General features: G+C 50.3%; 22 protein-coding genes. 7 read left to right on the top strand and 15 right to left on the bottom strand.

Translation table 11 applies throughout. From position 1 onward, the window contains the following. Positions 1–22: 22 nt before the first annotated feature. Positions 23–580 carry a DJ-1/PfpI family protein gene (locus tag AZF00_RS18425; protein ID WP_062384670.1) on the bottom strand — a complete coding sequence of 186 codons (558 nt, stop codon included), beginning with the start codon at positions 578–580 and terminating at the stop codon, positions 23–25. Positions 581–811: 231 nt separating this feature from the next. Continuing rightward, entirely contained in the window at positions 812–3,268 is a 2,457-nt protein-coding gene (locus AZF00_RS18420) for a TonB-dependent receptor (RefSeq protein ID WP_062384667.1), read from the bottom strand. A gap of 280 nt (positions 3,269–3,548) precedes the next feature. On the opposite strand from AZF00_RS18420, the gene AZF00_RS18415 reads away from it, so the two are divergent. Continuing rightward, a complete protein-coding gene (locus AZF00_RS18415) occupies positions 3,549–4,583 on the top strand; it encodes an AraC family transcriptional regulator (RefSeq protein ID WP_082793697.1) in 1,035 nt (344 codons plus the stop codon). Between the two features lie 8 nt (positions 4,584–4,591). On the opposite strand, the gene AZF00_RS18410 is transcribed toward AZF00_RS18415, so the two are convergent. Then, on the bottom strand, positions 4,592–6,235 hold the full coding sequence (locus AZF00_RS18410; RefSeq protein ID WP_062384659.1) for a cholesterol oxidase: 1,644 nt from the start codon (positions 6,233–6,235) through the stop codon (positions 4,592–4,594). Beyond that, positions 6,232–7,737 carry a flavin-containing monooxygenase gene (locus AZF00_RS18405; RefSeq protein ID WP_062384656.1) on the bottom strand — a complete coding sequence of 502 codons (1,506 nt, stop codon included), beginning with the start codon at positions 7,735–7,737 and terminating at the stop codon, positions 6,232–6,234. Before AZF00_RS18405 ends, AZF00_RS18410 begins: the two co-directional genes overlap by 4 nt. 163 nt (positions 7,738–7,900) lie before the next feature. On the opposite strand from AZF00_RS18405, the gene AZF00_RS19400 reads away from it, so the two are divergent. Both AZF00_RS19400 and AZF00_RS19395 read left to right on the top strand, forming a co-directional pair. Beyond that, complete coding sequence (locus AZF00_RS19400) at positions 7,901–8,059, top strand: hypothetical protein (RefSeq protein ID WP_156474880.1); 159 nt, start codon at positions 7,901–7,903, stop codon at positions 8,057–8,059. Then, positions 8,056–8,253: a hypothetical protein gene (locus AZF00_RS19395; RefSeq protein ID WP_156474879.1), complete on the top strand. Its 198-nt coding sequence runs from the start codon at positions 8,056–8,058 to the stop codon at positions 8,251–8,253. The genes AZF00_RS19400 and AZF00_RS19395 overlap by 4 nt, the downstream gene beginning before the upstream one ends. A 261-nt stretch (positions 8,254–8,514) precedes the next feature. Here AZF00_RS19395 and AZF00_RS18400 read toward each other — a convergent pair whose 3' ends face one another. The 3 genes from AZF00_RS18400 to AZF00_RS18390 form a co-directional block, all read right to left on the bottom strand. Further along, positions 8,515–9,282 (bottom strand): DUF2959 domain-containing protein, encoded by a 768-nt coding sequence (locus tag AZF00_RS18400; protein WP_231856171.1) that lies wholly within the window; start codon positions 9,280–9,282, stop codon positions 8,515–8,517. After that, positions 9,239–10,375 carry a CNNM domain-containing protein gene (locus tag AZF00_RS18395; RefSeq protein ID WP_082793696.1) on the bottom strand — a complete coding sequence of 379 codons (1,137 nt, stop codon included), beginning with the start codon at positions 10,373–10,375 and terminating at the stop codon, positions 9,239–9,241. The genes AZF00_RS18400 and AZF00_RS18395 overlap by 44 nt, the downstream gene beginning before the upstream one ends. 95 nt (positions 10,376–10,470) lie before the next feature. Beyond that, complete coding sequence (locus tag AZF00_RS18390; protein ID WP_062384653.1) at positions 10,471–11,313, bottom strand: DMT family transporter; 843 nt, start codon at positions 11,311–11,313, stop codon at positions 10,471–10,473. Between the two features lie 253 nt (positions 11,314–11,566). Between AZF00_RS18390 and AZF00_RS18385 the strand changes: the two genes are divergently transcribed. After that, entirely contained in the window at positions 11,567–12,403 is an 837-nt protein-coding gene (locus tag AZF00_RS18385) for a peroxiredoxin family protein (protein WP_062384651.1), read from the top strand. A gap of 25 nt (positions 12,404–12,428) precedes the next feature. Here the strand turns inward: AZF00_RS18385 and mtgA are convergent, their stop codons facing one another. From mtgA to AZF00_RS18345, 8 genes are all read right to left on the bottom strand, one after another. Next, positions 12,429–13,124, bottom strand: coding sequence for a monofunctional biosynthetic peptidoglycan transglycosylase (mtgA, locus tag AZF00_RS18380; RefSeq protein ID WP_062384648.1), 696 nt, complete (start codon positions 13,122–13,124; stop codon positions 12,429–12,431). Positions 13,125–13,737: 613 nt separating this feature from the next. Then, positions 13,738–14,463: a spermidine synthase family protein gene (locus tag AZF00_RS18375; RefSeq protein WP_062384645.1), complete on the bottom strand. Its 726-nt coding sequence runs from the start codon at positions 14,461–14,463 to the stop codon at positions 13,738–13,740. 100 nt (positions 14,464–14,563) lie between these two features. After that, positions 14,564–15,109: a DUF2179 domain-containing protein gene (locus AZF00_RS18370; protein ID WP_062384642.1), complete on the bottom strand. Its 546-nt coding sequence runs from the start codon at positions 15,107–15,109 to the stop codon at positions 14,564–14,566. A 169-nt stretch (positions 15,110–15,278) separates the two neighbouring features. After that, positions 15,279–17,324, bottom strand: a complete 2,046-nt coding sequence (locus tag AZF00_RS18365) for a putative bifunctional diguanylate cyclase/phosphodiesterase (RefSeq protein ID WP_062384639.1) — start codon at positions 17,322–17,324, stop codon at positions 15,279–15,281. Between the two features lie 463 nt (positions 17,325–17,787). Beyond that, positions 17,788–18,153: a DUF3703 domain-containing protein gene (locus tag AZF00_RS18360; RefSeq protein WP_062384637.1), complete on the bottom strand. Its 366-nt coding sequence runs from the start codon at positions 18,151–18,153 to the stop codon at positions 17,788–17,790. Beyond that, on the bottom strand, positions 18,146–18,655 hold the full coding sequence (locus AZF00_RS18355) for an RNA methyltransferase (RefSeq protein WP_062384634.1): 510 nt from the start codon (positions 18,653–18,655) through the stop codon (positions 18,146–18,148). The genes AZF00_RS18360 and AZF00_RS18355 overlap by 8 nt, the downstream gene beginning before the upstream one ends. Before the next feature lie 511 nt (positions 18,656–19,166). Beyond that, a complete protein-coding gene (locus AZF00_RS18350) occupies positions 19,167–21,188 on the bottom strand; it encodes a PKD domain-containing protein (RefSeq protein ID WP_062384630.1) in 2,022 nt (673 codons plus the stop codon). After that, on the bottom strand, positions 21,185–21,460 hold the full coding sequence (locus tag AZF00_RS18345; protein WP_062384625.1) for a hypothetical protein: 276 nt from the start codon (positions 21,458–21,460) through the stop codon (positions 21,185–21,187). The genes AZF00_RS18350 and AZF00_RS18345 overlap by 4 nt, the downstream gene beginning before the upstream one ends. A 456-nt stretch (positions 21,461–21,916) precedes the next feature. On the opposite strand from AZF00_RS18345, the gene AZF00_RS18340 reads away from it, so the two are divergent. The 3 genes from AZF00_RS18340 (at position 21,917) to AZF00_RS18330 (ending at position 26,041) form a co-directional block, all read left to right on the top strand. Further along, the gene (locus tag AZF00_RS18340) at positions 21,917–23,068 is read left to right on the top strand and encodes an IS4 family transposase (RefSeq protein WP_062383042.1); all 1,152 of its coding nucleotides are present in this window, start codon (positions 21,917–21,919) and stop codon (positions 23,066–23,068) included. Positions 23,069–24,152: 1,084 nt separating this feature from the next. Further along, positions 24,153–25,601 (top strand): SLC13 family permease, encoded by a 1,449-nt coding sequence (locus tag AZF00_RS18335; protein ID WP_008252982.1) that lies wholly within the window; start codon positions 24,153–24,155, stop codon positions 25,599–25,601. A 44-nt stretch (positions 25,602–25,645) separates the two neighbouring features. After that, positions 25,646–26,041, top strand: coding sequence for an MAPEG family protein (locus tag AZF00_RS18330; RefSeq protein WP_008252980.1), 396 nt, complete (start codon positions 25,646–25,648; stop codon positions 26,039–26,041). The last annotated feature ends 139 nt before the right edge of the window (positions 26,042–26,180 follow it).

Genomic DNA, 26,180 nt, shown 5'->3' with positions numbered 1-26,180 from the left:
GGCCCTCGATGCTAATTAAGTTTTATAACAATGCCACAAATTGTTTCAACATGGCAGGATGCGCAGGCCAAGCTGGCGCAGTGACTAGGTTGCCGTCGGTGATGGCGCCATCCATGGGTAGTTCCACCCACAGCGCACCCGCCATGAGCATTTCGGGTTGGCAGGCTGGGTAGGCTGATATTTTTTTACCTTCAATTACACCTGCGGCGCTGAGTAACTGTGGGCCATGGCAAACAGAGGCAATCGGCTTATTGTTTGCAGCAAAGTGACGAATGATCTCAATCACTTTTGCATTTAGGCGCAAGTATTCTGGCGCGCGGCCACCAGGCAGATACAAGCCCTGGTAATCTTCGGGGTTGATGTCGTCAAAAGACGCGTTAAGCACAAAGTTATGGCCGCGTTTTTCGGTATAGGTTTGATCGCCTTCAAAGTCATGAATAGACGTTGCAATACTGTCGCCCACTTTTTTATCAGGGCAAACCGCATCCACTTCGTGGCCCATGGCTATTAGCGCCTGAAAGGGAACCATGTTCTCGTAGTCTTCAACAAAATCACCGGTAATGATTAAAACTTTAGCCATGTGTAAACCCTCTTAGTGTTGGAATTAGCCTCATTGCTGAATGAGGCTGGCTCAATCAGTAAAGCATTTTGAAAATTCATTGGATCACAGCGGCCAATTGCGGGGGTAATAAGGAAATACTACATGAGGGAATTGTTTGATATTGGGATGGGGGTGAAGCGTATTTTTGGCTGGGGAATCTCGCGCCCGCTAATAAAGCCGTGGGGCCTTATTAGCGGGCGCTTGGCAGGGCTAGAATTTAACTTGCACTTCCATGCCGTAGGTTCGCGGTTGGCCTGCGAGGTACTGGTCGAAACCAAAGCCCGCTTGCAGGTTTATTGCGTAGCTGTCGTACTCTTCTTCTAGCAGGTTTTTACCCCACACCGACACGCTGTAGCTGCCATCGTTGGCATACCAGCTCAGGCGGCCGTTATACAGCCAGTAGGCGTCTTGGCGAATATTGTCGTAGCCGTACTGATCGTTATAGGCGCTATACCATTGATCGTCTTGAAAATTGGCATTGCCATTCACGCTTAAATAGCCGTATTCCGTAATCAGCAAGTCGTAATCAATGGAAACGCTGAAGTTAAGTTTTGGCGCCGAGATTAATTCATTGCCAGACAGATCCACCCGGTCTTCTTGGTCGGCAATGGTTTCGGTATTGGCGAGGGTAAGCTCGGTGTACTCGGTGTCGAGCAAACCAATGGCCGATTGCACGGTGAGGCGTTCAGTAATGCGCGCCCACAATTCCGCCTCTAGCCCCATAATCTGCGAGCCACCGGCGTTTTCCAAAAAGTTGGAAATACCCACCACGTTAATGAACTGCTGATTGGTGTAGTCGTACAAGAAGGCGGCCGCGTTCAAGCGCATACTGCCTTCGGCCATATCGGCTTTAAAGCCGACTTCATATGCGTCGATATATTCTGGCGAGGCGTAGGCGGTTTCTAATGGTCGCGGTTGGTAGTAAACGCCGCCATTGTAACTGCCGGCGCGATAACCGCGACTGGCGCTACCGTAAACCATGAAGTCGTCGTTGAAGCGGTAATCTAAACCAATTTTGCCGGTAAACTCTTTTTCTGGGGCGTTCAATTCTGGGGCAGAATCGAGGGTGTAAGCGCCGTGGGTGTAGCCGGTGTTTTGATAGGTGGCTAAATCACCGGGGTTGGCCAGCAGGTTTTGAATATCAGATACCGTGATGGGCAGGGTGATCCACGCGTTGTCGACGCCGGTGGTATTGCCAGGAGTGTAGCTGCCGCGGGGGGTGCCATCATTGGCCAGTCGAGAAATATTCAAATAGCTCAATTTACTTTCGTCGCGGGTGTAGCGCAGGCCAATGTCCATGCCGAAATTGGCGCTAAAATCAAAGCGCATTTGGGTGTACGCGGCCGCGCTGGTTTTTTCGGTGGCAAGGCGTTGATCGATCATGCCAAAGTCGATTAAGTAAGGAAAAATCGGAATGGTGTCGGGCTTGGCGTAGCCAACGCGCAAATCGGGCGCTTGGTCAAAAATATCGTAAATATTCTGCATGTATAAATCTTCACTGCCGTAATACACGCCAGCAATGATGTTGAACATACCGTCGAAGTTTGAGGTGAAGCGCAGGTCTTGGCTAAAGCTTAAGGAGTCGGATGACCACTTTATTTCTAGCAAGCCGTTGGGGCTGCCGTCGGTGTCAGCCATTTGATAGTAGTCGGCGTCGAGATAGGAGCTGACCGAGGTAATGGTATAGCTGTCGTTACTGTAATTCATGGTCAGCACGGCGAGGTCGCTCGTGGTGACGAGTGCGCCTATCGCGTTAGATTCCGTCTCGTGAAAATCCAGATTGCGACTGCCACGGGAGTAGCCGATATAGTCGATAAAACCATTCGAGTCGCCCTCCAAACCGCTGCCGCGTAAATCAGTGCGGGCTTCATTGCGGGGTGGGGTGCTCAGTGCGTCGTTCTTAGATTGAGTAATTTTTAGTACGGCGTCGATTTTATCGCTAATAAGCCAATTTATTCCTAGCCGCAGGCCTTTAAAGTCGGTTTGCGCGGCATTGGTGTCTTGGCCGACAACGTTCACATAGCCGTCGTCGCGCTTCATGCTACCGGCGATACGCGCCGCCAGTACATCGGGAATCAGCTCGCGCTCGGTGCCGCCCTCGATAGACGTGGCGCCGTAGCTGCCCGCGCCCGCTTTAATGAAGCTATTGGCTTCGCCGCCAAAATCGGGGGTGCGGGTAATAATATTAATGGCGCCACCCGTGGTGTTTTTACCGTAGAGGGTGCCCTGGGGGCCGCGCAAAACCTCGAGCCGCTCAATATCGAAGAAGCTGGCGCCGTGGCTGTAAACCGGCGCCAAATAGGCTTCGTCTACGTAAACGCCTATGGGGCTGGCTTGGTTGGAGCTGTAGTCCGACATGCTGACGCCGCGAATCGAAAATATCGGCTGCACATCGCCATAGGGGCCGCTGACCTGCATATTGGGAACCTGCGCAGACACGTCGTTGGCATTTTCAAAACCGAGTTTGTCGAGCATGTCGGCAGTCACACCGGTGACCGCAATGGGAATGTCTTGGGCGCTTTCACTGCGTTTTTGGGCCGTGACCAATACCTCTTCGAGCGCCGGTGCGGCGACGGTTTGGCTGGCGGCGAGCAGGGCAATACTGCTAATTCCGGTGCTGATCAAGAGTCGGGTATAGAAAGGACGGGCGGGATTGGATCGGACCACAGATTTCTCCTCGGAATAACGATGTACATTGCGCAAGTACAAAACAATGGTTTAGAACGGCGCGGTACAAGGAATTTTATTTATTATTTATTTAACTTACGGCGCAAGCCTTAGCGCGCCGCTTTTTTGTATGCGAAGCACAGTCTAATTGATAAGCTATGTTGAATTTCGGACATTATTAGCGCCTTGCGGACATTGTCACGGTTTGGCATTGGCCCTGTCTGTGTTAATTCCCTTATCAGCAGATCCTACGCCAATTTAGGGTGTATGGATCCTCTGGATGAGCATCACTATGAAAAGTTGGGATTTTTGTCGGAGTATCACCAGTGTTCAAATTCTGGTGTCGCTGGGCCTAGAACACGGCGCGGCGCTAGATCGACTATTGCTAAATACCGCGCTGGATCAGGCGAGTTTAGATAACCCCGAGACGGTGGTAGAGGCCAGTGCCGAAATGGCGGTGGTGCGCAATTTACTCCGCGAGCTGCCCCATGTGGCTAACTTGGGGCTTCTGGCGGGGGAGCGCTACCATCTCTCTGCCTATGGTATTTGGGGTTTTGCGCTGGCGAGCAGCCCCACGGCGCGTAAAGCTGTGGAATTATCGCAAACCTACCAAGAGCTGACCTTTGTGTTCTCGGGCTTTACGGTAGAAGAGCACGATGACTATGCGATTCTAGTGTTTGATAACACGGATGTTCCCGATGATGTGCGACTGTTCTCTATTGAACGCGAAATTCACGCCGCCATGATTATTATCCGCGAAATGATCGGCAATAATATGGGCGAGGAGTGGGTGCGGTTCCAGCACCCGCGCCCAGAGAATGCCGAGCTGTATGAACAGTGTTTTCGAGGCCGAGTAGATTTTGCTGCCGAGCGCAATGAACTGCTATTTCCGCGCAGTGCATTAGATAAACCCCGCGCGGTGGGCAATCTCGCCACCGCGAGCTTGTTAGACAAACAGTGCTCAGAGCTGATCGCCAAGCGCAGCGCGCGGCGCGGCTTGTCGGGCAAGGTGCGAGATATTCTGCTGTGTCAGCGGCCTATGTCGATGGACATGGAGTTAGTGGCCGACGCCTTGTGCATGACCTCGCGTACCATGCGCCGTAAATTGGCCGCCGAAAACACCTCATTCCGCCAGTTAGTCGATGAAATTCGCCTGAGTCTTGCAGAAGAAATGCTGACCGGCACCCGACTCAGTGTTGAACAAATTGCCGAGCGCTTAAATTACGCCGACGCCTCGAGTTTCTCCCAGGCTTTTAAGCGCATGAGTGGCCTAACACCGGGTATGTTGCGCAAGCAAGATTCGCGAGTGGCATGAAGCTTTCCCTACTTTGCCTCAGCGTCGCTAGCAGTTGGAATCGCGTCTTTCGCAGGAATAAAACTCATCGCTCTTTCGGTTAAGGCGGTAATCGTCAGGCTTGGGTTTACTCCAAGATTAGCCCCTAACATTGACCCGTCACAGACGTAGGCATTGTCATAGCCAAACAAACGGTTTTGGCTGTCGATCACGCCGGTCTGCGCAGAACTGCCCATGCCGCAACCGCCCATGCAATGCGCGGTGGTGGGAATATTAAAAAACAATTCAGACACCATGCTCGCTCCGATACCATCGAGCTGCTTGGCGCTGTCGGCAACAAATTTATTGGCGGCGGGAATAAACGAGGGAATGGGCTGACCCTCGGTTTGTAACACCTTCGTAAACGGCCAATACCACGGCCGCCGGTAGCGCATATTCAAATGGCCGTCGATGGTCTGCATGCACAAAAAGATTATGGTTTGCTTGGCAAAGCCAAAGGGGTTGCAGCCGCGCAGGGTTTTTATCGGATGGCGCAGCAATGAAGCAAGTAGGGTGAAAAACCACAAAAAAGTCCGGCCTATACCCGGCGTGCCGCCGGTCAGCGGGGTAAACAATAAGCTGAGCAAATCGTGACCTTTGCCGTAGCGAGTGGCTTCTATATGGGTGTATTCATCGAGATAAAACCCAGAGCCGATGGCCACGCCTTTCGACATGTCTTCGCCGCCGGGAAAGCGCAGCGCCAGTAAGGATTCAGCGTTGGTGCGCACCCGATTGCCCAGTTCATCGGAGATCTTCGGCATGGCGCCAGATTGTTTGAGTTTAAATAAGAGTTCTTGAGTGCCTAGCGAGCTTGCCGCGAAAATAATTTTTTTGGCGGTGAAGCGCTTCCGATTTTTAGAAAATAAGGCGGTACCGTGCTGAGTGAAAACCTCATAGCCGTCTTTGCCATCGCTATTGTTTAAAGGCCGTACATCGCTTACGCGAGTTTCTTCATGAACTTTGGCGCCTTTGGCTTCGGCAAGGTAAAGATAATTTTTATCCAGGGAGTTTTTAGCATTGTGCACGCAGCCCGTCATGCAGCTGCCACAGCCAATGCAGCTGTGGCGCTCTGGACCTTCGCCGTTAAAGTAGGGGTCGGGGTAGCGTTTGCCGCCGCTGGTATCGTCGGCATCGCCAAAGAATACGCCAACATCGGTGGTGTAAAACGTATCGCCACGGCCCTGATGTTCGGCCATTTTTTTAAGCGCGTGATCGGCCGCCGCGAGGCGTTTATTTTTGTTTACGCCAAGCATTTTTTTCGCGGTGGCGTAGTGCGCGGGCATCACCGCCTGCCAGTCGTCTAGGCCGCGCCAGCTGCCGTCGGTCCACACTGATTCTGGTGGCACGAGCAGGGTGTTGGCATAGGTTACCGAGCCACCGCCCACGGCATTGCCGTGCAAGACCATAACATGGCGGAAAAAGCGTAGGCTAAAAAAGCCTTTTAAGCCCAGCATTGGTCGCCACAGAAAATTCCATATCTTCCAATTGGTCGACGGCATATTTTCTGGGCGCCAGCGTCGGCCCATTTCCATTACCCCAACGCGATAGCCTTTTTCCGTTAAGCGCAGGGCAGAGACGCTGCCACCAAATCCCGAGCCGATAATAATCACATCGTAATCGTAGTGCTGACTCATGGTGTGACCTCTGTGCTTGGCGTAGCGAAAACATAATCTGACTGCTTAAAGTCGCGATTGCGGCGTCTGAAACTAAAGGTAAATCCTGGCCAAAGCTGGGTGATTTTACCTGAGCGGTGCTTATACCAGCTGTCGCAACCGTTGGCCCACACTGAACCGCCAAGCCGGGTTTGTAGTTCGCGATTATAGGTATCTTGAACTTCTTCGCGCACTTCCACGGTAGTTGATGATAGCTCGTTTGCGGCCTCAAGTACCCGGCTGATGGCCGCGATCTGGGTTTCGATCATGTATACCATAGAGCTGTGCCCTAAGGTGACATTGGGGCCAACAATAAAGAAGAAATTCGGAAAGCCGTGCACACTTGAGCCCAAATAAGCCTCTTCGCCATCGGCCCACACATCGGCTAATACGCGCCCGTCTCGGCCATGGATCATGGTGGCAATGGGATTCTCGGTGGCGTAAAAACCGGTGCCAAAAATAATGCAATCGACCTCGCGCTCACTACCATCTTTACTAATAATACTAGTACTCGTAATTTCTTGAATGCCGCTGGTTTCCACTTCAACATTGGGCTTTTGTAGCGCGGGATACCAATCATTTGAAATCAAGATTCGCTTGCAGCCGATCGGAAATGTCGGTGTCAGCTTGTTGCGTAAATCTGGGTCGGCAACTTGGCGGCGAATATTCCACGTGGCGGTGATGCGGAATAGTTTCATTAGCGCGGGGTGCAAAACCATGCCGAGCACCCGCATTTCGTTCTGGCAATAAATTTTGGCGCGCAGCAATTTACGGGTGATCGGCAGGCGCTTGAAAAGCCATTTCTCAAAGCGGTGGTAGGCGCGATCATGGCGCGGAAGAATCCAGTTTGGGGTGCGCTGGAAAACCGAAAGTTTTGCGGGTTTATCGGCTATTTGCGGCACAAATTGAATGGCAGAGGCGCCCGTGCCTATAACGGCGACCCGTTTACCTTCGAGGGAATAATTGTGATCCCAAGTGGCGGAATGAAAATGATGACCGCCAAAGTTTTCTACGCCAGGAATATCTGGCAACTTGGGCTCCGCTAAACCGCCATTGCCGCAAACCACAAATCGGGCACGAAAATCGCCGCCGCTGGTTTTGACCAACCAGTGGCCACTGTCTTGCTGATAATGCGCCGCCGTGAGGGTATGAGAAAAGCGGATGTGGGGTCGCAGGTCCCACTTGTCGGTCACGTTCTGTAAATAAGCTTCTAACTCCGGCTGTGTTGGGTAAACCCGCGACCACTCCGTGTTTGGTTCAAAGGAGAAGGAGTAAAGATGCGAGGGCACGTCGCAGGCGGCGCCGGGATAGCGGTTGTCCCGCCACGTGCCGCCAACATCGCTGGCGCGCTCAATAATAATAAAATCATCAATGCCCATTTCTTTTAAACGAATAGCCATGCCCAGACCGGCAAAACCAGTGCCGACAATCACAAGATGAGTGTCAGTAACGTTGTTGGCATTATGTTGTGGTCGTTGGCTCATATCGGCGGCCTGTTATTGTTTTGGTAAAGGGTGAATTTGCAGCCTCTATCCTAAAGCTGAGTAGGAAAACCGCCATGCGCCTAACGGACATAACTGTAGAATTTCGGACATAGTGGGTTGCGTCATCTATGCTGTGGCGATGACCTAGTTCAGTGGTATATGGATGCCGGATCAAGTCCAGCATGACGGGGTGCGGGGTCATACCGGACTTCGTGCTGGTAGCCACTACCTCACTCGTCATACCGGCCCCCGAGCCGGTATCCATAGCTGTCGCAGTGACGTGGCTCAGTGGTCTATGGATGCCGGATCAAGTCCGGCATGACGGAGTGTGGGGTCGTACCAGCCTCCGAGCCGGTATCCATGGTTGTGGTCGTGACGTGGTTCAGTGGTATGTGGATGCCGGATCAAGTCCGGCATGACGGGGTGTGGGGTCATACCAGCCTCCGAGCCGGTATCCATGGTTGTGGCCGTGACGTGGTTCAGTGGTTTATGGATGCCGGATCAAGTCCGGCATGACGAGGTGTGGGGTCATACCGGCCTCCGAGCCGGTATCCATGGTTGTGGCAGTGACGTAGTTCCGTGGTATATGGATGCCGGATCAAGTCCGGCATGACGGGGTGTGATGTCATACCAGCCTCCGAGCCGGTATCCATGGTGGTGGCAGTGGCGTAGTTCAGTGGCCTATGGATGCCGGATCTGTCCGGCATGACATGGTGTGGGCTTATCTGTCACTCGCGTGTTTAAGCGTTTACCGTCTCCCGTCCAGCATCTCCCGGCTTACTTAAGCTGCTTAATGAAGGCATCCGATTCCCGAATGGCTTTTTCCATCGCGCCAATCAACTGCTGAACATCGCGGTCGATTCCCGCCAGTTCACCTTTAAGTGCGCCAATCGCCGAGGCGTTTAAATTGTGTTTGAGGTACAGCACATTATCGCGCAGGGCATTGAGTACAGGGTCTATGCTCTTTTCGGCGCGGCGCATGGATTTAATTAGCGCGGTGTATTGGCGCTTGGTGGCTTGCAGTTTATTGGCGCTGTCGCTGCGGAGGCGGGCGTTTGTGTAAAGTTTGAGCTCATCTTGCCATTCATCGAATAGGGCCTCGGCAACGGACTCTACCTTGTTAATTCGATCCGTCACTTCTTTGCCGGCGGCCTCGCTATCTTCAAACTCGTTGTTCAGACGGTTGTAGTGGGTTTCTAAATTGCCACCGTCAAAACTCACTACCGACCTAAATTCCGTTAGTGCATCTTTGAATTGGTCTTGGGCTTCTTCTTGGGCCTCTTTGGCTTCGCCAACGCGATCAACCAAAATATCGCGTTTGTGAACGCCCACTTTCTCCATGGCATTGTAATAAGTAGATTCACAGCCGCTGATTGAGATCATGGCAGTGGTCATGAGTAGCAGAATTAAAAAGCGCATGGTGTGTCCTAAAGCATTATTGGTATAGGGCTTAATGGTAGCCTGCATGCTTAGGTGCGGCAAATTCAGGCAGCGATAATTTTCATGGTGGCGATGATCCCGCCGCGGCACTGATTTTTTCGTCATCGAGGAATCCCAAACGTCGTGCGCGCTTGGCCCATAGTTCCCGGGCTAAGGTTTGCATATTTTCGTTGGTATCGGTCTCATCGACAATTTGCATACCCAGCATGGTTTCAATTAAATCCTCTACGGTCACTAGGCCCATTACGCTGCCGTATTCGTTGACTACTAGCGCCATTTGCGCGCGCATTTCGATCATATTTTGTAGCAGCTCCGAGGTGGGCAAGGAGTCGGGTACTACAAATAACTCGCGCTTTAAGGTACTTAACAGCGCGTCTGGCTCGCGGCTGAGAGCGAGCATTAGTTCATCTTTACGGATATAGCCAGTGATGTTGTCAGCGTCGCCGGCATAGATCGGGATTCGGGAAAACAATATGGCCTTATTATTCTCAACTACCGATTTCACGTTGGCGTCTTCCGCCAAACTAAAAATGACCAGTCGCGGGGTCATCACGTCTCGGGCCTGAAGCGAGCGAAAGCGAATTAAACTAGTGACTGCATCTGCTTCTTCTTGATCTAAAATGCCTTCGCTAACGGCGACCTCGGCGAGCGCAACGAACTCTTCACGGCTAATGGAATGGGCGCTATCACCATGGGATAACAATTTGGTGATTCCCTGTGCCATAAGCACCAAGGGGTACATAGACCACATCACACCGCGCAGAATAATCGCGCACAACGGCGCGAGTTTACGCCAATACAAGGCGCCTAATGTTTTAGGAATAATTTCAGAAACAATTAAAATAAGCAGGGTTAACACTGCAGAAATAACACCAAAATAAACCTCACCAAATAAGGCTGTTGCCTGGGCGCCAGCGCCAGCTGCGCCGACGGTATGGGCGATGGTGTTCAAACTCAGAATCGCGGCAAGGGGACGGTCGATATCGGTTTTGTATTCACGCCACAAAACCCCATTTTTATGTCCACGACGTTCTTCGGCGGCGATATACGAGGGGGTGACACTTAGTAATACCGCCTCTAATACCGAGCATAAAAAAGATACGCTCAAGGCAATACCAATATAAACCAGTAATAAAATCATGCTAATACCAGAGTGCTGAAAGAACTTGATTGCCGCATTGCTGGCGAGCAAAGTCAAGGCTTAGTGCTAGGGCCAACATTAAGCCTTACAGGTCTAGAGGAAGTCATTTGAGGCAGTGCTACTCATGGATTTAGTAACGCTATTTGAGCGTCTCAGGCGCGCGGTTTGCTCATAATAAAAAGCGCTATGCCACCCAGTACCGCAATTGAGGCCAAGCTAAAACGTAGCGTTATCGCCTCGCCCAAGAATAGCACCCCGCCCAGTGCGGCAAGTATTGGTACGCTTAGTTGAATTGTCGCGGCGCGACTGGCGGGCAGAGCGGGTAGTACCGCATACCATAAGGCGTAACCCAGCCCAGAGGCCAAGGCGCCAGATGCGGCGGCATAGGCTAAGCCAAGGTTAGTCACCGGCTGTGAATCACGCATAAGTAAAAAAAGAATGACGGCAAAGGGAGTAGCGCGCAAGAAATTACCGGCAGTCGCGACGCTTGGCTCACGAGCATTGCGTCCGAGCAGGGAATACACCCCCCAGCAAACCCCGGCGGTGATCATAATAAGCGCGCCGAGCACGGGTGGCGCTTCGACACCCGGCAGCATTAGCCAAATAAGCCCAGTGCTGGCGGCAATAGCGCCACTAATTTGCAGGTGACTAAGGCGTTCACCGCGCCACAAGCCATAGCCGATCATCGTTGTTTGCACCGCGCCAAACAATAACAGTGCACCGGTTCCTGCGCTTAAGCTCACATAGGCAAAAGAAAATGCCGCGGCATAGCCAAACAATGCAGCTGCCGCTAACCAACTGCCGCCAAGGGTGTAGCGGCGAAATTGGATGAGCAACAGCATGCTGAGTACCAGTGCACCTGAAACAATGCGCACTAAGGTAAAACTAGACGCGTCTATATGGCCTGCAGCCAATGCCTCGCGGCACAGCAGTGAATTAGCCGCAAACGCCAGCATGGTAATTAGAGTAAGGAACGCTAAACGCAGGCGCGACATTATTGTATTCCATTGCATGAGAGTAAACGGCGTCGTTCGCGCCAGACCAACAGTTTACTGAATTAGTCGCGGGAGATACTTAAACTTTTAGCTTAATTTGAGATGGGCACGCTGAACAGTTGCAAAATAAAGCGGCGTTATAGGTGGTGATTACGTAATACTGACGTGATTTGCGTTACAGTATTCACCCAGTGCTTAATCGCTTCTATGCCGACCGACGGCGCCAATCAATAATAATCTCAAGGACGTGCGTATGGACCGTTTAAAATCGCTATTTATTTCAGCGTGGATGAGCTTGCTCATGGTAGGCGCAGCGCGCAGTGCTTGGGCAATTTACCAAGACCCTAATACAGTAGCGTGGTATTGGGCTTTGCTATGCATGCTAACGCCCTTATCCTTTTTTGCATGGGTATTTATCGCTAATGTCGCTCGCACGCAAACCGCTAGCAAAGCGGTTTTAGGAGTGACCCTGCTTACTTTGCTCGGCGCGGTATTGTCGCCAGTGATTCTTGAGGCCCTTGCGTGGATACTCGGTGCTGGGGTGATCGGAACCGCTTTGTACGAGTGGTGGTACTCCAGCTTTGGCGGCAGGCACAGTGACATACTGAGTGTTGGCCAAACACTGCCAAACTTAGAATTTATTAATGACGCTGGCACGCAGCTTAAACCCCATGACTTGAATAAGCCCTTGCTCATGATTTTTTATCGCGGCAATTGGTGTCCGCTGTGTATGGCGCAAATAAAAGAAATTGCCGGGCAGTACCGCGCTCTGGCGGAAAAAGGCGTGGAGATTCTGCTCATTAGCCCTCAGTCTCAGGGCCATACCGCGGACCTAGCCCAGCGTTTTGACGCGCCAATGCGCTTTTTGGTAGATACCGATAACGCGATGGCGAAACGCCTTGGTATTGCCGCCCCCAATGGCTTACCCATGGGCATGGAGGTGCTGGGCTATGATAGTGACACCGTGATGCCCACCGTCATCATGACTGACGCCACGGGTAAAATTTTGTTTGCCGATCTTACCGATAATTATCGGCTAAGACCTGAGCCGGAAACATTTCTTAAGGTGTTCTCTCAGGCGGGAATCTGAGAATGCAGAATTACATGGCTAAAGACTATTCCAAAGAGGCGAGCCAAGATCGGCCCCCCAGTTTGCGTTGCTGACCAAGATTCCAATTTGCGCGCGCAATCAAATGTGGCGCTGGCGCCGCAGGGTTGTACTTGAGCGGGCTGGGCAAGCTGGAGGCTAGTAGTGCCGATTGCCAGTGGGTTAGCTGTGAAGCGTTAATGCCAAAGTGATGCCGACTGGCGGCGCCAATACCAAACACCCCGTCGCCCCATTCGGCGATATTTAAATAAATTTCTAAAATGCGTTGCTTGGGCCAGCATAATTCGACGAGTCCTGTGAACCAAACCTCCAAGCCTTTGCGCAGCCAGCTGCGACCCGTCCACAGGTACATATTGCGGGCGACCTGCTGGCTGATGGTACTGGCGCCGCGCAAACTGCCACGCCGCTCCCGCTCGGCAAAAGCCTTTTGAATCGCCTTTATATCAAAACCATAATGATTGGGAAAATTCTGGTCCTCAGACACAACAGCGGCTAGCGCGGCATGGCGGGGTATTTCATTCCAGCTGAGCCACCGCTTGTCGAGTTGGTAGTTGTTACCGCGCTGCTGCCAGCTGCGCTCCAGCATCACCATGCTGATTGGCGGGTCAATCCACCGAAAGGGTAATACTAAGGCAACACTGAACACCACCAATATCAGCAAGCTGCGCCAAAGCAGTCGCGCAAATCCGCTCTTTTTTGCCATTACTTATTCCATAAAGAATTCTGCTTGCCCCATTTATACAGTGAAAGATCGGGGATAATCTAGCGAATGCTCAGACGAATGTTTTGGGTATTGGTTTCACCGTCCGTTTCCTTTCAGTGTTAAGTGGGCTTTCGAACGTCAACTTGGCCATACCGATGCTTGAGGCAGCTGCCGCGAGCTGTCTCGTCATACCGGCCCTCGAGCCGGTATCCGCTGCGCCCCTCCCGTCATACCGGCCCCCGAGCCGGTATCCATGATGGTGGCAGTGGCATGGTTCAGTGGTATATGGATGCCGGATCAAGTCCGGCATGACAGAGTGTGGGGTCATACCGGCCCCCGAGCCGGTATCCATGGGTGTGGCAGTGGCGTGGTTCCGTGGTTTATGGATGCCGGATCAAGTCCGGCATGACGGGGTGTGAAGTCATACCGGCCTCCGAGCCGGTATCCATGGTTGTGGCAGTGGCGTGGTTACGTGGTCTATGGATGCCGGATCAAGTCCGGCATGACGTAGTGTGGGGTCATACCCGCCCCCGAGCCGGTATCCATGGTTGTGGCAGTGGTGTGGTTCAATGGCGAATGGCTGCGGTATTACGTCCGGCCGGGCAAGAAAACGTTATTCGCCCTTCACACAAACATACACGGAGTTTGTCGATTCGTTATTCTGAAACGGATTATAAAAGGAAACCACGTGGGAAGTGACGGTAGCAAATACTGTTTTCAATAAGGCCTCAAAGCTTTCTTCCGGGAGGTTTTGCGACCACATCGCAAATACGCCATTGGGCTTGAGTTGATTAGCCATGAGCGAGAGATTTTCGGTGGAATAAAAGCTGGCGTTGGCGGCGTTCAGGAATTCAGTGGGGGAGTGGTCGATGTCTAGGAGAATGGCGTCGAACTTCTTTCCGGCATGCTGGGGATCAAAGCCTGCGCTAGGATTTGTGGCGAGGTCGAAGAAGCTGCCGAGTACATAGCGATTTCGTATGTCGGCATTGAGTATTTTACCCAGCGGCACCAGCTCGTCTTTATGCCAGCCTATAACGGTTGCTAGTGCGTCGACCACCAGTAGTTCGCTAATACGCTGGTCTTTGAGTGCCTCAACTGCGGTGTAGCCTAGCCCTAGCCCGCCTACAACCACGTTTAAATTATCGCCTTGAACAGCGGCTAAGCCAAGGTGAGATAAAGCCTCTTCAGCGTCGACAAACATGCTCGACATAAGAAACTCATCGCCAAGCTTAACCTCGTAAATGTCTCTGTCGCCAAACACCGGAATACGCCGTTTTCGTAAGGAGATTTCACCGAGGGGTGAGGCTTGGCTATCAATTTCTTCAAATAATAAAGGCATGCTGCTCTGTTCCTAATGATATTTTCGGCTTAGCACTTCTGTCTGTAATTCACCAAACTAACATAATTCAAATATACGTCTTGCCTAATTTATAAAAATACTAGGACAAAATCCGACGACGAGGCAAAAGACCAGGCCCGTCATACACGCTTTTAATATCCGATACGGAATAAACGGCACTGGGGTCTAGGGTTTTAATTAGTTGAATAAGGGGAGGGATGTTGCGTCGTTTTTCTATAATAAACAGCACTTCAACGGGCTTGGCATCGCCCATATCGCCGTCGACTGAAACAAGCTTAAAGCCCGCGTCGCGTAATTTATCGGCCAACACATCTCGGTTAAAGGAAATACAGCGAATAAGCTCATTGCCAATGGCAAAGTGACTTTCAATGCTAATGCCAACATAATTACCTACTGCAAAACCACCGGCGTAGGCGACCGCTAAATACCAGTGATCAAGGTTTGTTAAAACTTGTCCGGCCGCAACAAGCCAAATCATTATTTCGAAAAAACCGATAATAGACGCTAAAAGCTTGTTACCACGAAAAACAACAATAGTGCGAAATGTACCAAGGGATACGTCAGCAACCCGAGCAAAAAAGATCAACGGTACTAACAAAAATGGATATTGAACTAATAGTTCCATGCTTAAGCCTCTTATTGGCGGCCAGTGAAACATAAAGGCGCGGACAAGGGCAGCAAAATGCGCAAAATGAGGCCTGCCTCGTCATCTCAAAATCGCAAAGAGCTCGGTGTTTGTACAGGGATAAACAGGAAAATAAAAAATGAGAAAATTCGCCGAGTATTAAATCGAGCTATTTGCAGACACCTCTTTGTATTAAGGCCTCAAATTCCTCAATTGCTACGGGTTTGCTGAATAAATACCCTTGGAAGGCGGTACATCCGTCAGCGATAAGTAATTGGCGTTGTTCTTCCGTTTCCACGCCTTCGGCAATGACTTCTATGTTAAGGCCACGTGCCATGGAAATGATCGTCTTTACTATCGCTTTGTCGCTCTTATTTGTGGTGATATCGCGCACGAAGGACTGATCGATCTTGAATTGATCGAGGGGTAATTGTTTGAGGTACTGTAGCGATGAAAATCCGGTGCCAAAGTCGTCCAAAGAGAATTGAACGCCAATTTCTTTTAATGCTTTCATGGTATCAATGGTAATGTCGATGTATTCCTGCAACAGGCTTTCTGTTAATTCGAGTTTGAGTAAGTTGGCGGGGATGGCATATTGTTTAACGGCCGCTTTTACGTGAGTAACAAAATCGGCCTGCCGAAATTGCAGAGCGCTGACGTTTACTGCCAATGTAAAGCTGCAGGTTTCCGGGCTTTTCTGCCATTCACCTAGCTGTGCGCAAGCTGATTCTACAACCCATTTGCCAATGGGTATAATTAATCCGGTGACTTCTGCCAAGGGAATAAATGTCGCAGGGGGTATTAAGCCGCGTTTTTTATGCGGCCAGCGGATCAAGGCTTCTGCTCCTAATACACGGTTGAAGTTGTCGACCTGAATTTGGTAATACAAGCAAAATTGCGAAGTTTCCTCGGCAATGCGCAATTCATGTTCCAGGCTGGTGCGGATGTGAATGATGTCCTGCATTTCCTGGTTAAAGAATCGCAAAATATTTCGACCCTCTTTTTTGGCTTGATGCAGGGCGATACCAGCTTGCTTCAGCAGTTCTTCTGCACACGGGCTATCATGCCCGAAAAACACCGCGCCCATACACGCGGTGCCACGGTATTTGTGCTGGTATAACTGATAAGGTTGATTGAGTGCATTGAAAATCTTCACACTCATGGCCTTGGTCATTGCGGCCGCTTCTATGGGGTGTATGTCTAGATCTTGCAGAATTAACACAAACTCGTCATCTCTGACGCGTGCCAAGGTATCGCCTTTGCTTATGCAGGCATTGAGGCGTTGCGTAGTTTGTTCCAGTAATAAATCCCCGTGGCCGTAGCCGAGGGTGTCGTTAATATCTTTGAAATTATCTAGGTTGATAAAAAGCACGGCATTTTGTGCGTATTTACGCATGCTAGACGCTATGGCGTGCTCAAGCCGATCAATCAATAGACGTCGGTTAGGTAGGCCGGTAAGGGGGTCGTAAAAGGCGAGGGTGTGGAACTCTACGGCGCGCTTATCTTTTTCTTCATTTTGAAACGCCAGCTCAGTGTTGGCAAGGGCCAGCTCAGCTGCGCGTTTATCTTTCTCTTCGTTTTGAAAGGCGAGTTCGGTATTGGCAATGGCGAGCTCAGCCGCTCGCTTACCCTTTTCTTCATTTTGAAAGGCCAGCTCGGTGTTGGCTATAATCAGTTCCGCCGCGCGTTTGCCCTTCTCCGCATTTTGAAAGGCCAGCTCAGAATTCGCTGCAGCCAGTTCGGCTGCGCGCTTGCCTTTTTCGGCGTTTTGAAAGGCTAGCTCAACATTGGCAATGGCAAGCTCAGCGGCGCGCTTACCCTTTTCGGCATTTTGAAAGGCCAACTCGGTATTAGCAGTGGCCAGTTCAGCGGCGCGCTTATCTTTTTCTTTGTTCTGAAAAGCCAGCTCGGCATTGGCGATGGCCAGTTCAGCGGCGCGTTTACCTTTTTCTTTATTTTGAAAGGCCAGTTCGATATTGGCGATGACCAGCTCAGCGGCCCGCTTATCTTTTTCTTTACTTTGAAAGTTAAGTTCGTCAGCACGTTTGCCTTTTTCGGTGTTTTGAAAAGCTAGCTCTGTATTCGCGATGGCTAATTCGGAGGCGCGCTTGTCCTTTTCTTGGTTTTGAAAGGCTAGCTCGGCGTTGGCATTAGCCAGCGCCGTATTGGCAGTAGCCAGCTTTGCTGAGCTCAGCCTGCTATGCTTGTTATTCACAATCCTTCTCCGTTTCGTCACCCATAGGTGTCTCCATTGAAGTCGTTGAATATCCTTATAAAGTAGTTCCTTACGACAATTCGAGATGTGATATTCTGATATGGAGTTCTGAATGCCGCGCTTTATGTCGACGCGGCCGATATGCAGTGGCCCCACTGGGGTAAATAGCGAGCGCGGCCCAAGATTAATTCCTGACTCATTATAGGCTGTCTGCAGCCGGTAGATAATAAGGAATCACCGCAGGATCTAGATCTTGATGAAGGCCTAACTGGCGCTTAATACTGTCTGCAAACCCGCAAGTGTCAAAGATATTAGCATATTCGGGAGTAGCTAGGCCTTTTAATCACCAAGTAGCTTGGTACAGATGGCGGAATTTGGTTGAGTGTGGTGGGGTATGGACTGAAAATTTACTGTATCGTTGAACTGCATAGCGCAAAAACAATAATGCCGCTAAATAAGTTTGTTAGGGTTTGTCTTCAAGCATAGTGATAATGGCTTCGTGTTCGGGTTTAATTGGCATTACCGCAATGGGGCTAACATTGCTGCCGCCGGTATTGCCCGTTGGCACTCCTTTAATTGCCGTTAACGCTGCTGCGCCAATGATTCTAATCAGCTGCCCAAATATTTCGTGGCGGTCATTTTGTTTTATTCCCCAGCGCAGCATTAAAATATGCACCTTCACATGCCAATAAGTAGAGGCTTGGCCAAGTACATGGGCGTTCTCAAGATGCGTAAATGCCAGCGCATAATCGCCCGACTTTTGTAGTTGATCTGCTTTTTCCAACTCAGACTTAACATAGGGAGCAATACGCTTTGCAAATTTACTCATTGTTGATGCCGCTCGTGATCTGTTTGCGCTTATGACTTAATACATACTGATGATGCGAGAAATTGTCCCCTTTGGCGAGGCGGTCATACAGCACCACATTGACTGTGGCGGCCAAATTCATACAGCCCTCTGTGGGAATATAAACAATGTCTTGGCAAAGGTCTGTGATTTCTTTTTTAAGGCTGCCGTCTTCCGGGCCAAAAATGTAAAAGGCCTGAGCGGGGTGTTTATAGCTGGTCAGTGGCTTAGCGCCTTTGACAAGCTCAACGGCGACGGGTACGCAGCCTAGCGGAATAATGTCCATTAGGTCTTTGACACCAATCAGCGGAATCTTTTCATAAACCTTTTTGGTGTCGGTGTAAAAGGGCTTGGCGCGATCGTAGCGCACACCGGTATAAAACACCGAGTTAACGCCATAACAGCCTGCAGCGCGCATCACCGAACCGACATTCTCTACAGATTTTGGATTGAATAAGCCAATGCAGGCGTAGTTGTTTTTCATAATGTTTACAAGCTAGTTCGCTGAGCTGGTTGATGTGCGGTACTCCACCAGGGAACTATAGCTCAAATGGCACACGACTGTTATAGAAAATAGTTGGTCGAGTTTGGTTTTTACATTGGTTTAAGGTGGTGCTTAATTAAGGCCGTTTGGCAAGAAATTTCAATATTACGGTGGTGGGCGACTCAATCGCGAACACAAAAATTTATGAGACGTTAATAGGCAGCACTCGCTTTTTTCACGCTATTTTTTAAAATTTTTCGCGGATGTCAAGACTGCTCCGCTGGCGATAGAATTATGTTTTAACAATTGAAAAGCTATCATGTAGCTGAATAGAGTATTTCAGCAGAGACGATACTCCTAGTGGGTGTTACGAGTACGAGCGAATAATTAAAGAAATTGAGCGCTATAACTTAAATATATCACCCACAAAAAAGGCCGGGATCACCGGCCGTTAATTGGGAATAAATTTAATTATTAGCCCGCTAAAGTGCTAGCGGGCAGCAGTCAAGTGTTACTCGCTTGCGTCATAGTTTTGTCCGCTATCAATAGCGGTCTGTTTCTTGTTGTGACGAACACATACATCGACTGATCCAGAGGCGCTGCCTTCATAATCGGTAGCGGTGAAGTTGACCCGATAAATGCGGCCGTCACCATTACCTGAACGCTCAGCGCGTAGCAACACCGTGCCATTGGCATTGATTATCGCGTCCACTGCGGTGTCACCGTCGCCAGTGCCATTGGTAGACTCGTCGGACGTTACGCTGTCAATCACAATACTTGCGTTGTCTTCAGGGTCGCTCACACCAAGAATGCTGACCTCGGTCATCTTATGGTTTGGTGGCCACATGCAATTCACAGAAGGCTGCGCAGCACTCACTAGTGGTGGATCATTCGCATTCTGAACATTCACCAAAACCTGATCTGTTGCGCTACCGCCAAAGCCGTCTTGAACGGTAACTTCTAAGATCAAGGTCTCGCCGCCTGGACTTACAAATGGCGCAGTGAACGAAGGTGTTGGCGTATTCGCGTCGCTAAGAACAACGGTGCTACCGCCAACTTGCACCCAAGCGAAGCTTAAGGCATCCCCATCGGGGTCGGAGCTACCATTTGCATTAAGCTGCAAAGGATTAGCTTCGTTAATGGTGATATCGCTACCTGCATCAGCAATGGGGTCGTTATTAATATTGCTAATATCAATAGCAACTGTCGCCTGATTGTCGGTAATACTGTATCCAGGTGCCGCCGCATCGGGTGAGAAGCCGTCGTCGACTGTTAAACTAAACACCAACGTTGCCACTACACCAGGGTTGCCGCCGGCACTCACAAAGGGCGCGGTAAAAGATGGCGTTGCAGTGTTTGCGCCAGTCAACGCTACAGTTGGGCCAGAAAGCTGCGTCCAGCTATAGGTGATTGGATCGCTGTCACTATCAAAGCTCGCGCTACCATCCAAGTTTACCGGTGAGCCTTCACCAACAAGCTGTGCGTCGCCAGCTTCGGCTACCGGCACGTGGTTGATATTTACCACGGTTATACCTACCTGAGCATTGCTGGAAAGGCCGTTGGCGGTCACCAGCAAATTAAAGGTTAGTGTTTCGCCGCCTAGCGCTACCGTTGGGGCGGTAAAGCTCGGCTGCACTGCACTTGGATCAGATAAGGTGACTGTAGTACCAGACACTTGTGACCAGGAGAAGCTCAAGGTATCGCCGTCGGCGTCACTGCTGGCGCTGCCATTGAGTTGCACCAAATCCTCTTCGTTTACCGAAAAATCGCTGCCAGCATTGGCAATTGGTGGGTTGTCAGACACTTCAAGGGTACAGATGCCAGAGCACCCATCGCCGCCTTGAATATTGCCATCGTCACACTGTTCAGAACCCTGCAATAGACCATTACCGCAGACCACGCCCTCGCAGACATCACCCTGACCATTAAAGTTAACGTCCTCTTGTCCAGGATTGTAATTTAGCGGGCAATTATCATTATTAGCGCAGAGGCCGTCGCCATCACCGTCGTTTGCCGAATCTAGGGGGCAGGCGTCCTCATCATTACAGATGCCGTCAAAGTCAGCGTCGGAACATGCGCCGCCACCAAAGACTTGCGGAGGGAAGCTTTCGCCAGGATAGGGATATTCCACCGCTGTGCTAGTGGTGAAGGAAAAGGTATGTAAAGCACTGGCAAAGGAACCGGTAAAGGTCTGAAAGTGCCGAACACCTGACTTAACAACGCCATCTGGGTTGCCTGGTACACCACCACCGTAGCTCGGCGTAGCCCAGCAATGGGCGTCAGCTGGCAGCGCGCCCGGCAAGATAAAGCCTGTGAAGGGGTAGTCGAAGCCATCAATGATAATACTGCCGACCGGCGAGGGCGCTTCATTCGCGCTGTGATAGGTGCCAGCGTAAAATGTGGTTACGCCGCCGTTGTCGCGCCAGCAAATTTGAACGGTATGGGCGCTTGCTGCAACGCTAAACAGAGCAATGACTAAAAAGCCTGTCGCGCATACTAGCGTACGCATTTGCTTCATTAGGGAATAGTTCATGATCTTGCCCTCATGCCAAGTAACTCACGAATAGAATCCGCGAGTGAGGCCACGGACGCTAAGCTCGACCCACTAGCGCAATCAACACTTAGCACATCCAACATTTGCTTTGCCTGCTCTAGCTCGTTACTGCTACTGCCGTTCAGTGCGGCGATTTCGTTATTGAGCGTCACCACCTCGGCGTCGCAGTCGGCATCAGCCGCGGCATACCACGAGACAGTGGAGGCAAGCACCAAAACCGCGACGTAACGCGGGCTCTTTTTAATTTTCATTTTATATACCCCTAATATTGTAACGGTGCCAATTGAACTTCGGCCCCAGCTTGGGCTATTAAAAACACTAGCAGAGTCTGAATGATTCGGTATTAGCGAAGGTGGAGGAAGGAGGTTTGTACGGCGGTTTTATTTGGTATTTAGAATATCTAATGCAACATAATCAATATGTTAGTATTTTGAAAAATAATTCATTATTTTTTTAGGAAAGTTCTTTGTGTTGTTATTAAAGTGCCTAAAGGAAATGCAGTGTGCACTAGCAATGCGTATATACACTTAGATTTTTCCATAAAAACTAGTTCACGATTTTTGATAAAAACAGAGTTATGAGAATTAGCGACGTTTTATTTAATGTCATTGCTGTCCCATAAATCTGACATAAAAAGGGCTTGAATCCCAACAAGTTGTTACAATGGATGTGCGACCAAACACTGTAAAAACAGGGAGATTCAAGCCTTGGCACATCATAACACGGTATTTTCTCAATTGTTAAAACTCGTATCGAGACATGAATTTGAGAATCTCGCCAAACAGCATCACGAGGGTCAAAAACTGCGCAAAATGTCGCGCTGGTCTCAGTTCGTCGCGCTGAGTTTGGCGCAATTTTCTGGCCGATCCAGCTTACGCGATATCGTCAGCAATCTGTCTGCCCAAGCGGCCAGGCTTTACCACCTCGGTACCGGTAATGTGTCGAGAAGCACTCTTTCCCGCGTGAATGAAAGTCAGCCCTATACGCTTTACGAAGCGCTGTTTCATAAACTGCTTTCTCGCTGCCAAGGCGTCGCGCCCAAACATGGATTTCGCTTTGGGAACAAACTGTATTCTCTCGATTCCACAACTATTGACCTGTGTCTTTCCGTGTTCCCTTGGGCAAAATTCCGTCGTGCCAAAGGAGCAGTAAAAGTGCATATTGGCCTAGATCATGACGGACTACTTCCCAGCTTTGTCAGCATTAGCGATGGCAAAAAGCACGATGTCACTGTCGGTCGCGTCCTTGAATTCCCTGCTGATAGCATTGTGGTAATGGATCGTGCCTATACCGATTACACATGGTTTAAGGCCCTGAATGACAAAGGAATATTTTTCGTTACTCGACAAAAACGTAATGCCACGTACCGTATTATCGAACGCCGCGAGGTCATTAAATCCAAAGGCCTGACATGTGATCAGACCATACTGATCACCGGGGCAAAGGCAAAGACTTGCCCAATTCCTTTGCGCCGGATCGGCTTCCGTGATGCTGAAACCGGCAAGCACTATGTGTTTCTGACCAACAACTTCCATCTTGCCGCCAAGACCATTGCTGATATCTACAAATCCCGCTGGAAAATTGAATTGTTCTTCAAATGCATCAAGCAAAACCTGAAAATCAAATCCTTTGTCGGCACGTCCAAGAACGCGGTCATGACCCAGATTTGGATTGCTATGTGCGCCTATCTACTGCTGGCTTGGATTAAGTTCAGTAGCCAAATTGATCGCAGCCTGCAGCAAATGATTCGCCTTTTGCAGCTCAATTTATTTGAGCGCAGAGAGTTGCTGCCTTTGCTAAGAGGTGATCCACCGGAGCCAATCGACAACAACATTCATCCGCAACTATGCTTGATGTGAATATTTATGGGACAGCAATGATTTAATGTAATTTAAATAGAAATGTGATGCTGTTGGTAGCATGATTTATTGCTTGAAATTCTATTTGGCATTAAGGTCTCGGATTTTAATATGATTTGGAGATTGTCGAAATCTAATCCGTGGGATTAAGACCGGAATCAGAGGCATTCGCTGCGCTCACATGGTTACCTGCTTACGCAGGTAAGACGAATTTTTTAGCCGTGATGAAAAACGCCTACATCTTCGCAGCTAAAAGGATAGTCTCAGTACAACGACATCGTCGCCCTCCGTAGCTAAACACTAAATTAAGGCTGATAGTGTCGCGTCTTGTTGTTAAGGTAACCTTCGTCGCAGGTGTAATGGTGGTCGTTTCGGGGATGGCTGTTGTAAAAATATTGCGTTGTTCCGTGGGTTTACAACGAGAATTAGAGGCATTCGCTGCGCTCACATGGTTACCTGCCTACGCAGGTAAGACGAATTTTTAGCGGTGATGAAAAACGCCTACATCTTCACAGCTAAAAGGATTGTCTCAATACAACGACGTCGTCGCCCTCCGTAGCTAAAGACTAAATTAAGACTGATAGTGTCGCGTCTTGTTGTTAAGGTAACCTTCGTCGCAGGTGTAATAGTGGTCGTTTCGGCGATGGCTGCTGTAATAATATTGCGCTGTTCCGTGGGTTTACAACGGGAATTAGAGGCATTCGCTGCGCTCACATGGTTACCTGCCTACGCAGCTAAGACGAATTTTTTAGCCGTGATGAAAAACGCCTACATCTTCGCAGCTAAAAGGATTGCCTCAGTACAGCTACATCGTCGCCCCTGCGAAGGCAGGGGCCCATCGCTACGACGAAGCATTAGCTAGCAGCTGAGATTAAATCCGCTGGCGAAGCGCGCAAGGTCTCGATGAGGCTTGTTGCTATCGACGGCGGAAAAAGGCTAGCAGTAATTTGCCATGGTCAGTCTGAAGGGCGCAGGTTAGCGACTCATTGGGCAGACATGCCATAAGCAAAAAATTCCCCCTACCGGCATCTGGTCTATACTGCGAATCTGCCCTTGCCATTTATCCTAAAGACCAGAATTCTTCATGATCACTAAGCAATCTCACAAAACTGCCAAGCCCGGGCTACTCGCCTTAATTATCGGCCCAGTCATGCTGGTCTTCACGCTATTGATCCCAGCACCCGCCGGAATGAACTCCGAAGCATGGTTAGCTCTTGGTTCTGCTCTATGGATGGCGACATGGTGGGCGACAGAGGCGGTGCCAATTCCGGCGACGGCGCTATTGCCCTTAATTTTGGTGCCGGTCTTAGGAATTGCTAAGGTCGGAGATTTGGCAGATGCCTATGCCAACGGCATTATCTTTTTGTTTTTGGGTGGTTTTCTTTTGGGTTTGGCGATGCAGCGTTGGAATCTGCACCGCCGTATTGCGTTGAATATTCTACTGGCGGTCGGACAGCAGGCTACGCGGCAGATCGCGGGCTTTATGATTGCTACTTCGTTTTTGAGTATGTGGGTGAGTAATACCGCGACCAGTATCATGATGCTGCCGATTGGTTTGTCGGTAATTAGCTTTTTGCCTGCGGGCAATGATGGCGAGCGGCGCCGCTTTGCGGTGGCCTTGTTACTGGCCATTGCCTACAGTGCAAGCATTGGCGGTATTGCGACCTTAATCGGTACACCGCCCAATGCGATGTTGGCGGCGTATTTAAAAGACAACCACGATATTAGCATCGGCTTTGCCCAGTGGATGATGATTGGCCTGCCGGTGGCTGTGGCTATGCTGTTGTTTACTTGGTGGTGGTTGTGTCGCAAGGGCTTTGCGGGCTTAGAGAACGCAGGCAGTCAAGATTTGTTGCGCGCAGAGTTGCATCAGCTGGGACCATTGAGTGGGGCTGAGGCGCGGGTCTTGTTGATTTTTGTGGGCACTGCGGCGGCGTGGATTTTTCGACCCCTATTAAACGATTATGTGCCAGGCATTAGCGACACAGTGATCGCAATGGCGGCGGGTGTGTTGCTGTTTGCGGTGCGTTCCGGCGGCCCCGACTCGCAGGCCTTGCTCGACTGGGACAGCGCCGAAAAATTGCCTTGGGGGGTATTACTGTTGTTTGGCGGCGGCTTGGCCTTGGCGGTAATGATTAAAGATTCCGGTTTGGCCGAGTGGCTGGCGCAGAACTTTGCCTTGCTCAACGCTTGGCCGTTGTTTGCGGTGGTGCTGGTGATTGTCACGGTAATTATCTTCTTAACGGAGATCACCAGTAATACCGCAACCACGGCCACCTTCTTACCGTTGTTAGGGGCCTTGGCCGTGGCGCAGTCGGTGTCGCCTATGTTGTTTGTGATTCCCGCCGCGATTGCCGCGTCTTGTGCGTTTATGATGCCGGTGGCTACGCCGCCAAATGCTGTGGTGTTCGGTAGTGGTGAGCTGCGCATTAAAGATATGATGCACGCAGGCCTTTTAGTGAATCTATTTGGTATAGGATTGGTAAGTATTTTGGGTTATTACATTGTGCTAGCGGTGTTCATCGCCAGCTAAGCTAGTGCAGTGTTTATGGTAATTATTTATTTGGAGACGCTACGATGAATATTGCACTTATGTGTATTGGCCTGCTGGGCGCCCTGTGTATTGGGATGGGCATTGCGGTGACAGTGAACCGAATAAAACAAAAGCAGGGCTTCGGCTGCCCAACGGATCCCAAAGATACGCTGCATAAGTATATTCGAGCCCATGCCAATACTATCGAATTTGCGCCGGTGCTTATGGTGCTGATGTATATTTTGAGTCAGTCGCAAATGGCGGGCTGGGTGTTGTGGTCGATTATTTTGGCGACGCTATGCCGTTTTATTTTGGTAGCTGGCTTAATCTTCCCCCGAACCATGTCGCGGCCGAATCCTATTCGCCAGATTGGCGCAGGGGGCACGTATATTTTTGGTCTGGCGCTTTGTGTTGCGGTATTACAGCTGGCGGCGGGGTAAAGCGTAACGCTTGATGGGAGACGGGAAAGGCAAAATAGAAGGCGCATCGGGATTTGAGTATTGCTGCTCTTTGGCATCTCCCGTTTGCCGGTTAAGCCATAGCAGTGCTTCAGGTGGCAAAACGCTAAGCTTGGTAATT

Source organism: Zhongshania aliphaticivorans, from assembly GCF_001586255.1.
Lineage (GTDB): Bacteria > Pseudomonadota > Gammaproteobacteria > Pseudomonadales > Spongiibacteraceae > Spongiibacter > Spongiibacter aliphaticivorans.
Note: the sequence above shows the minus strand (reverse complement) of the source record. Positions and strands in the feature narration are given on the sequence as shown.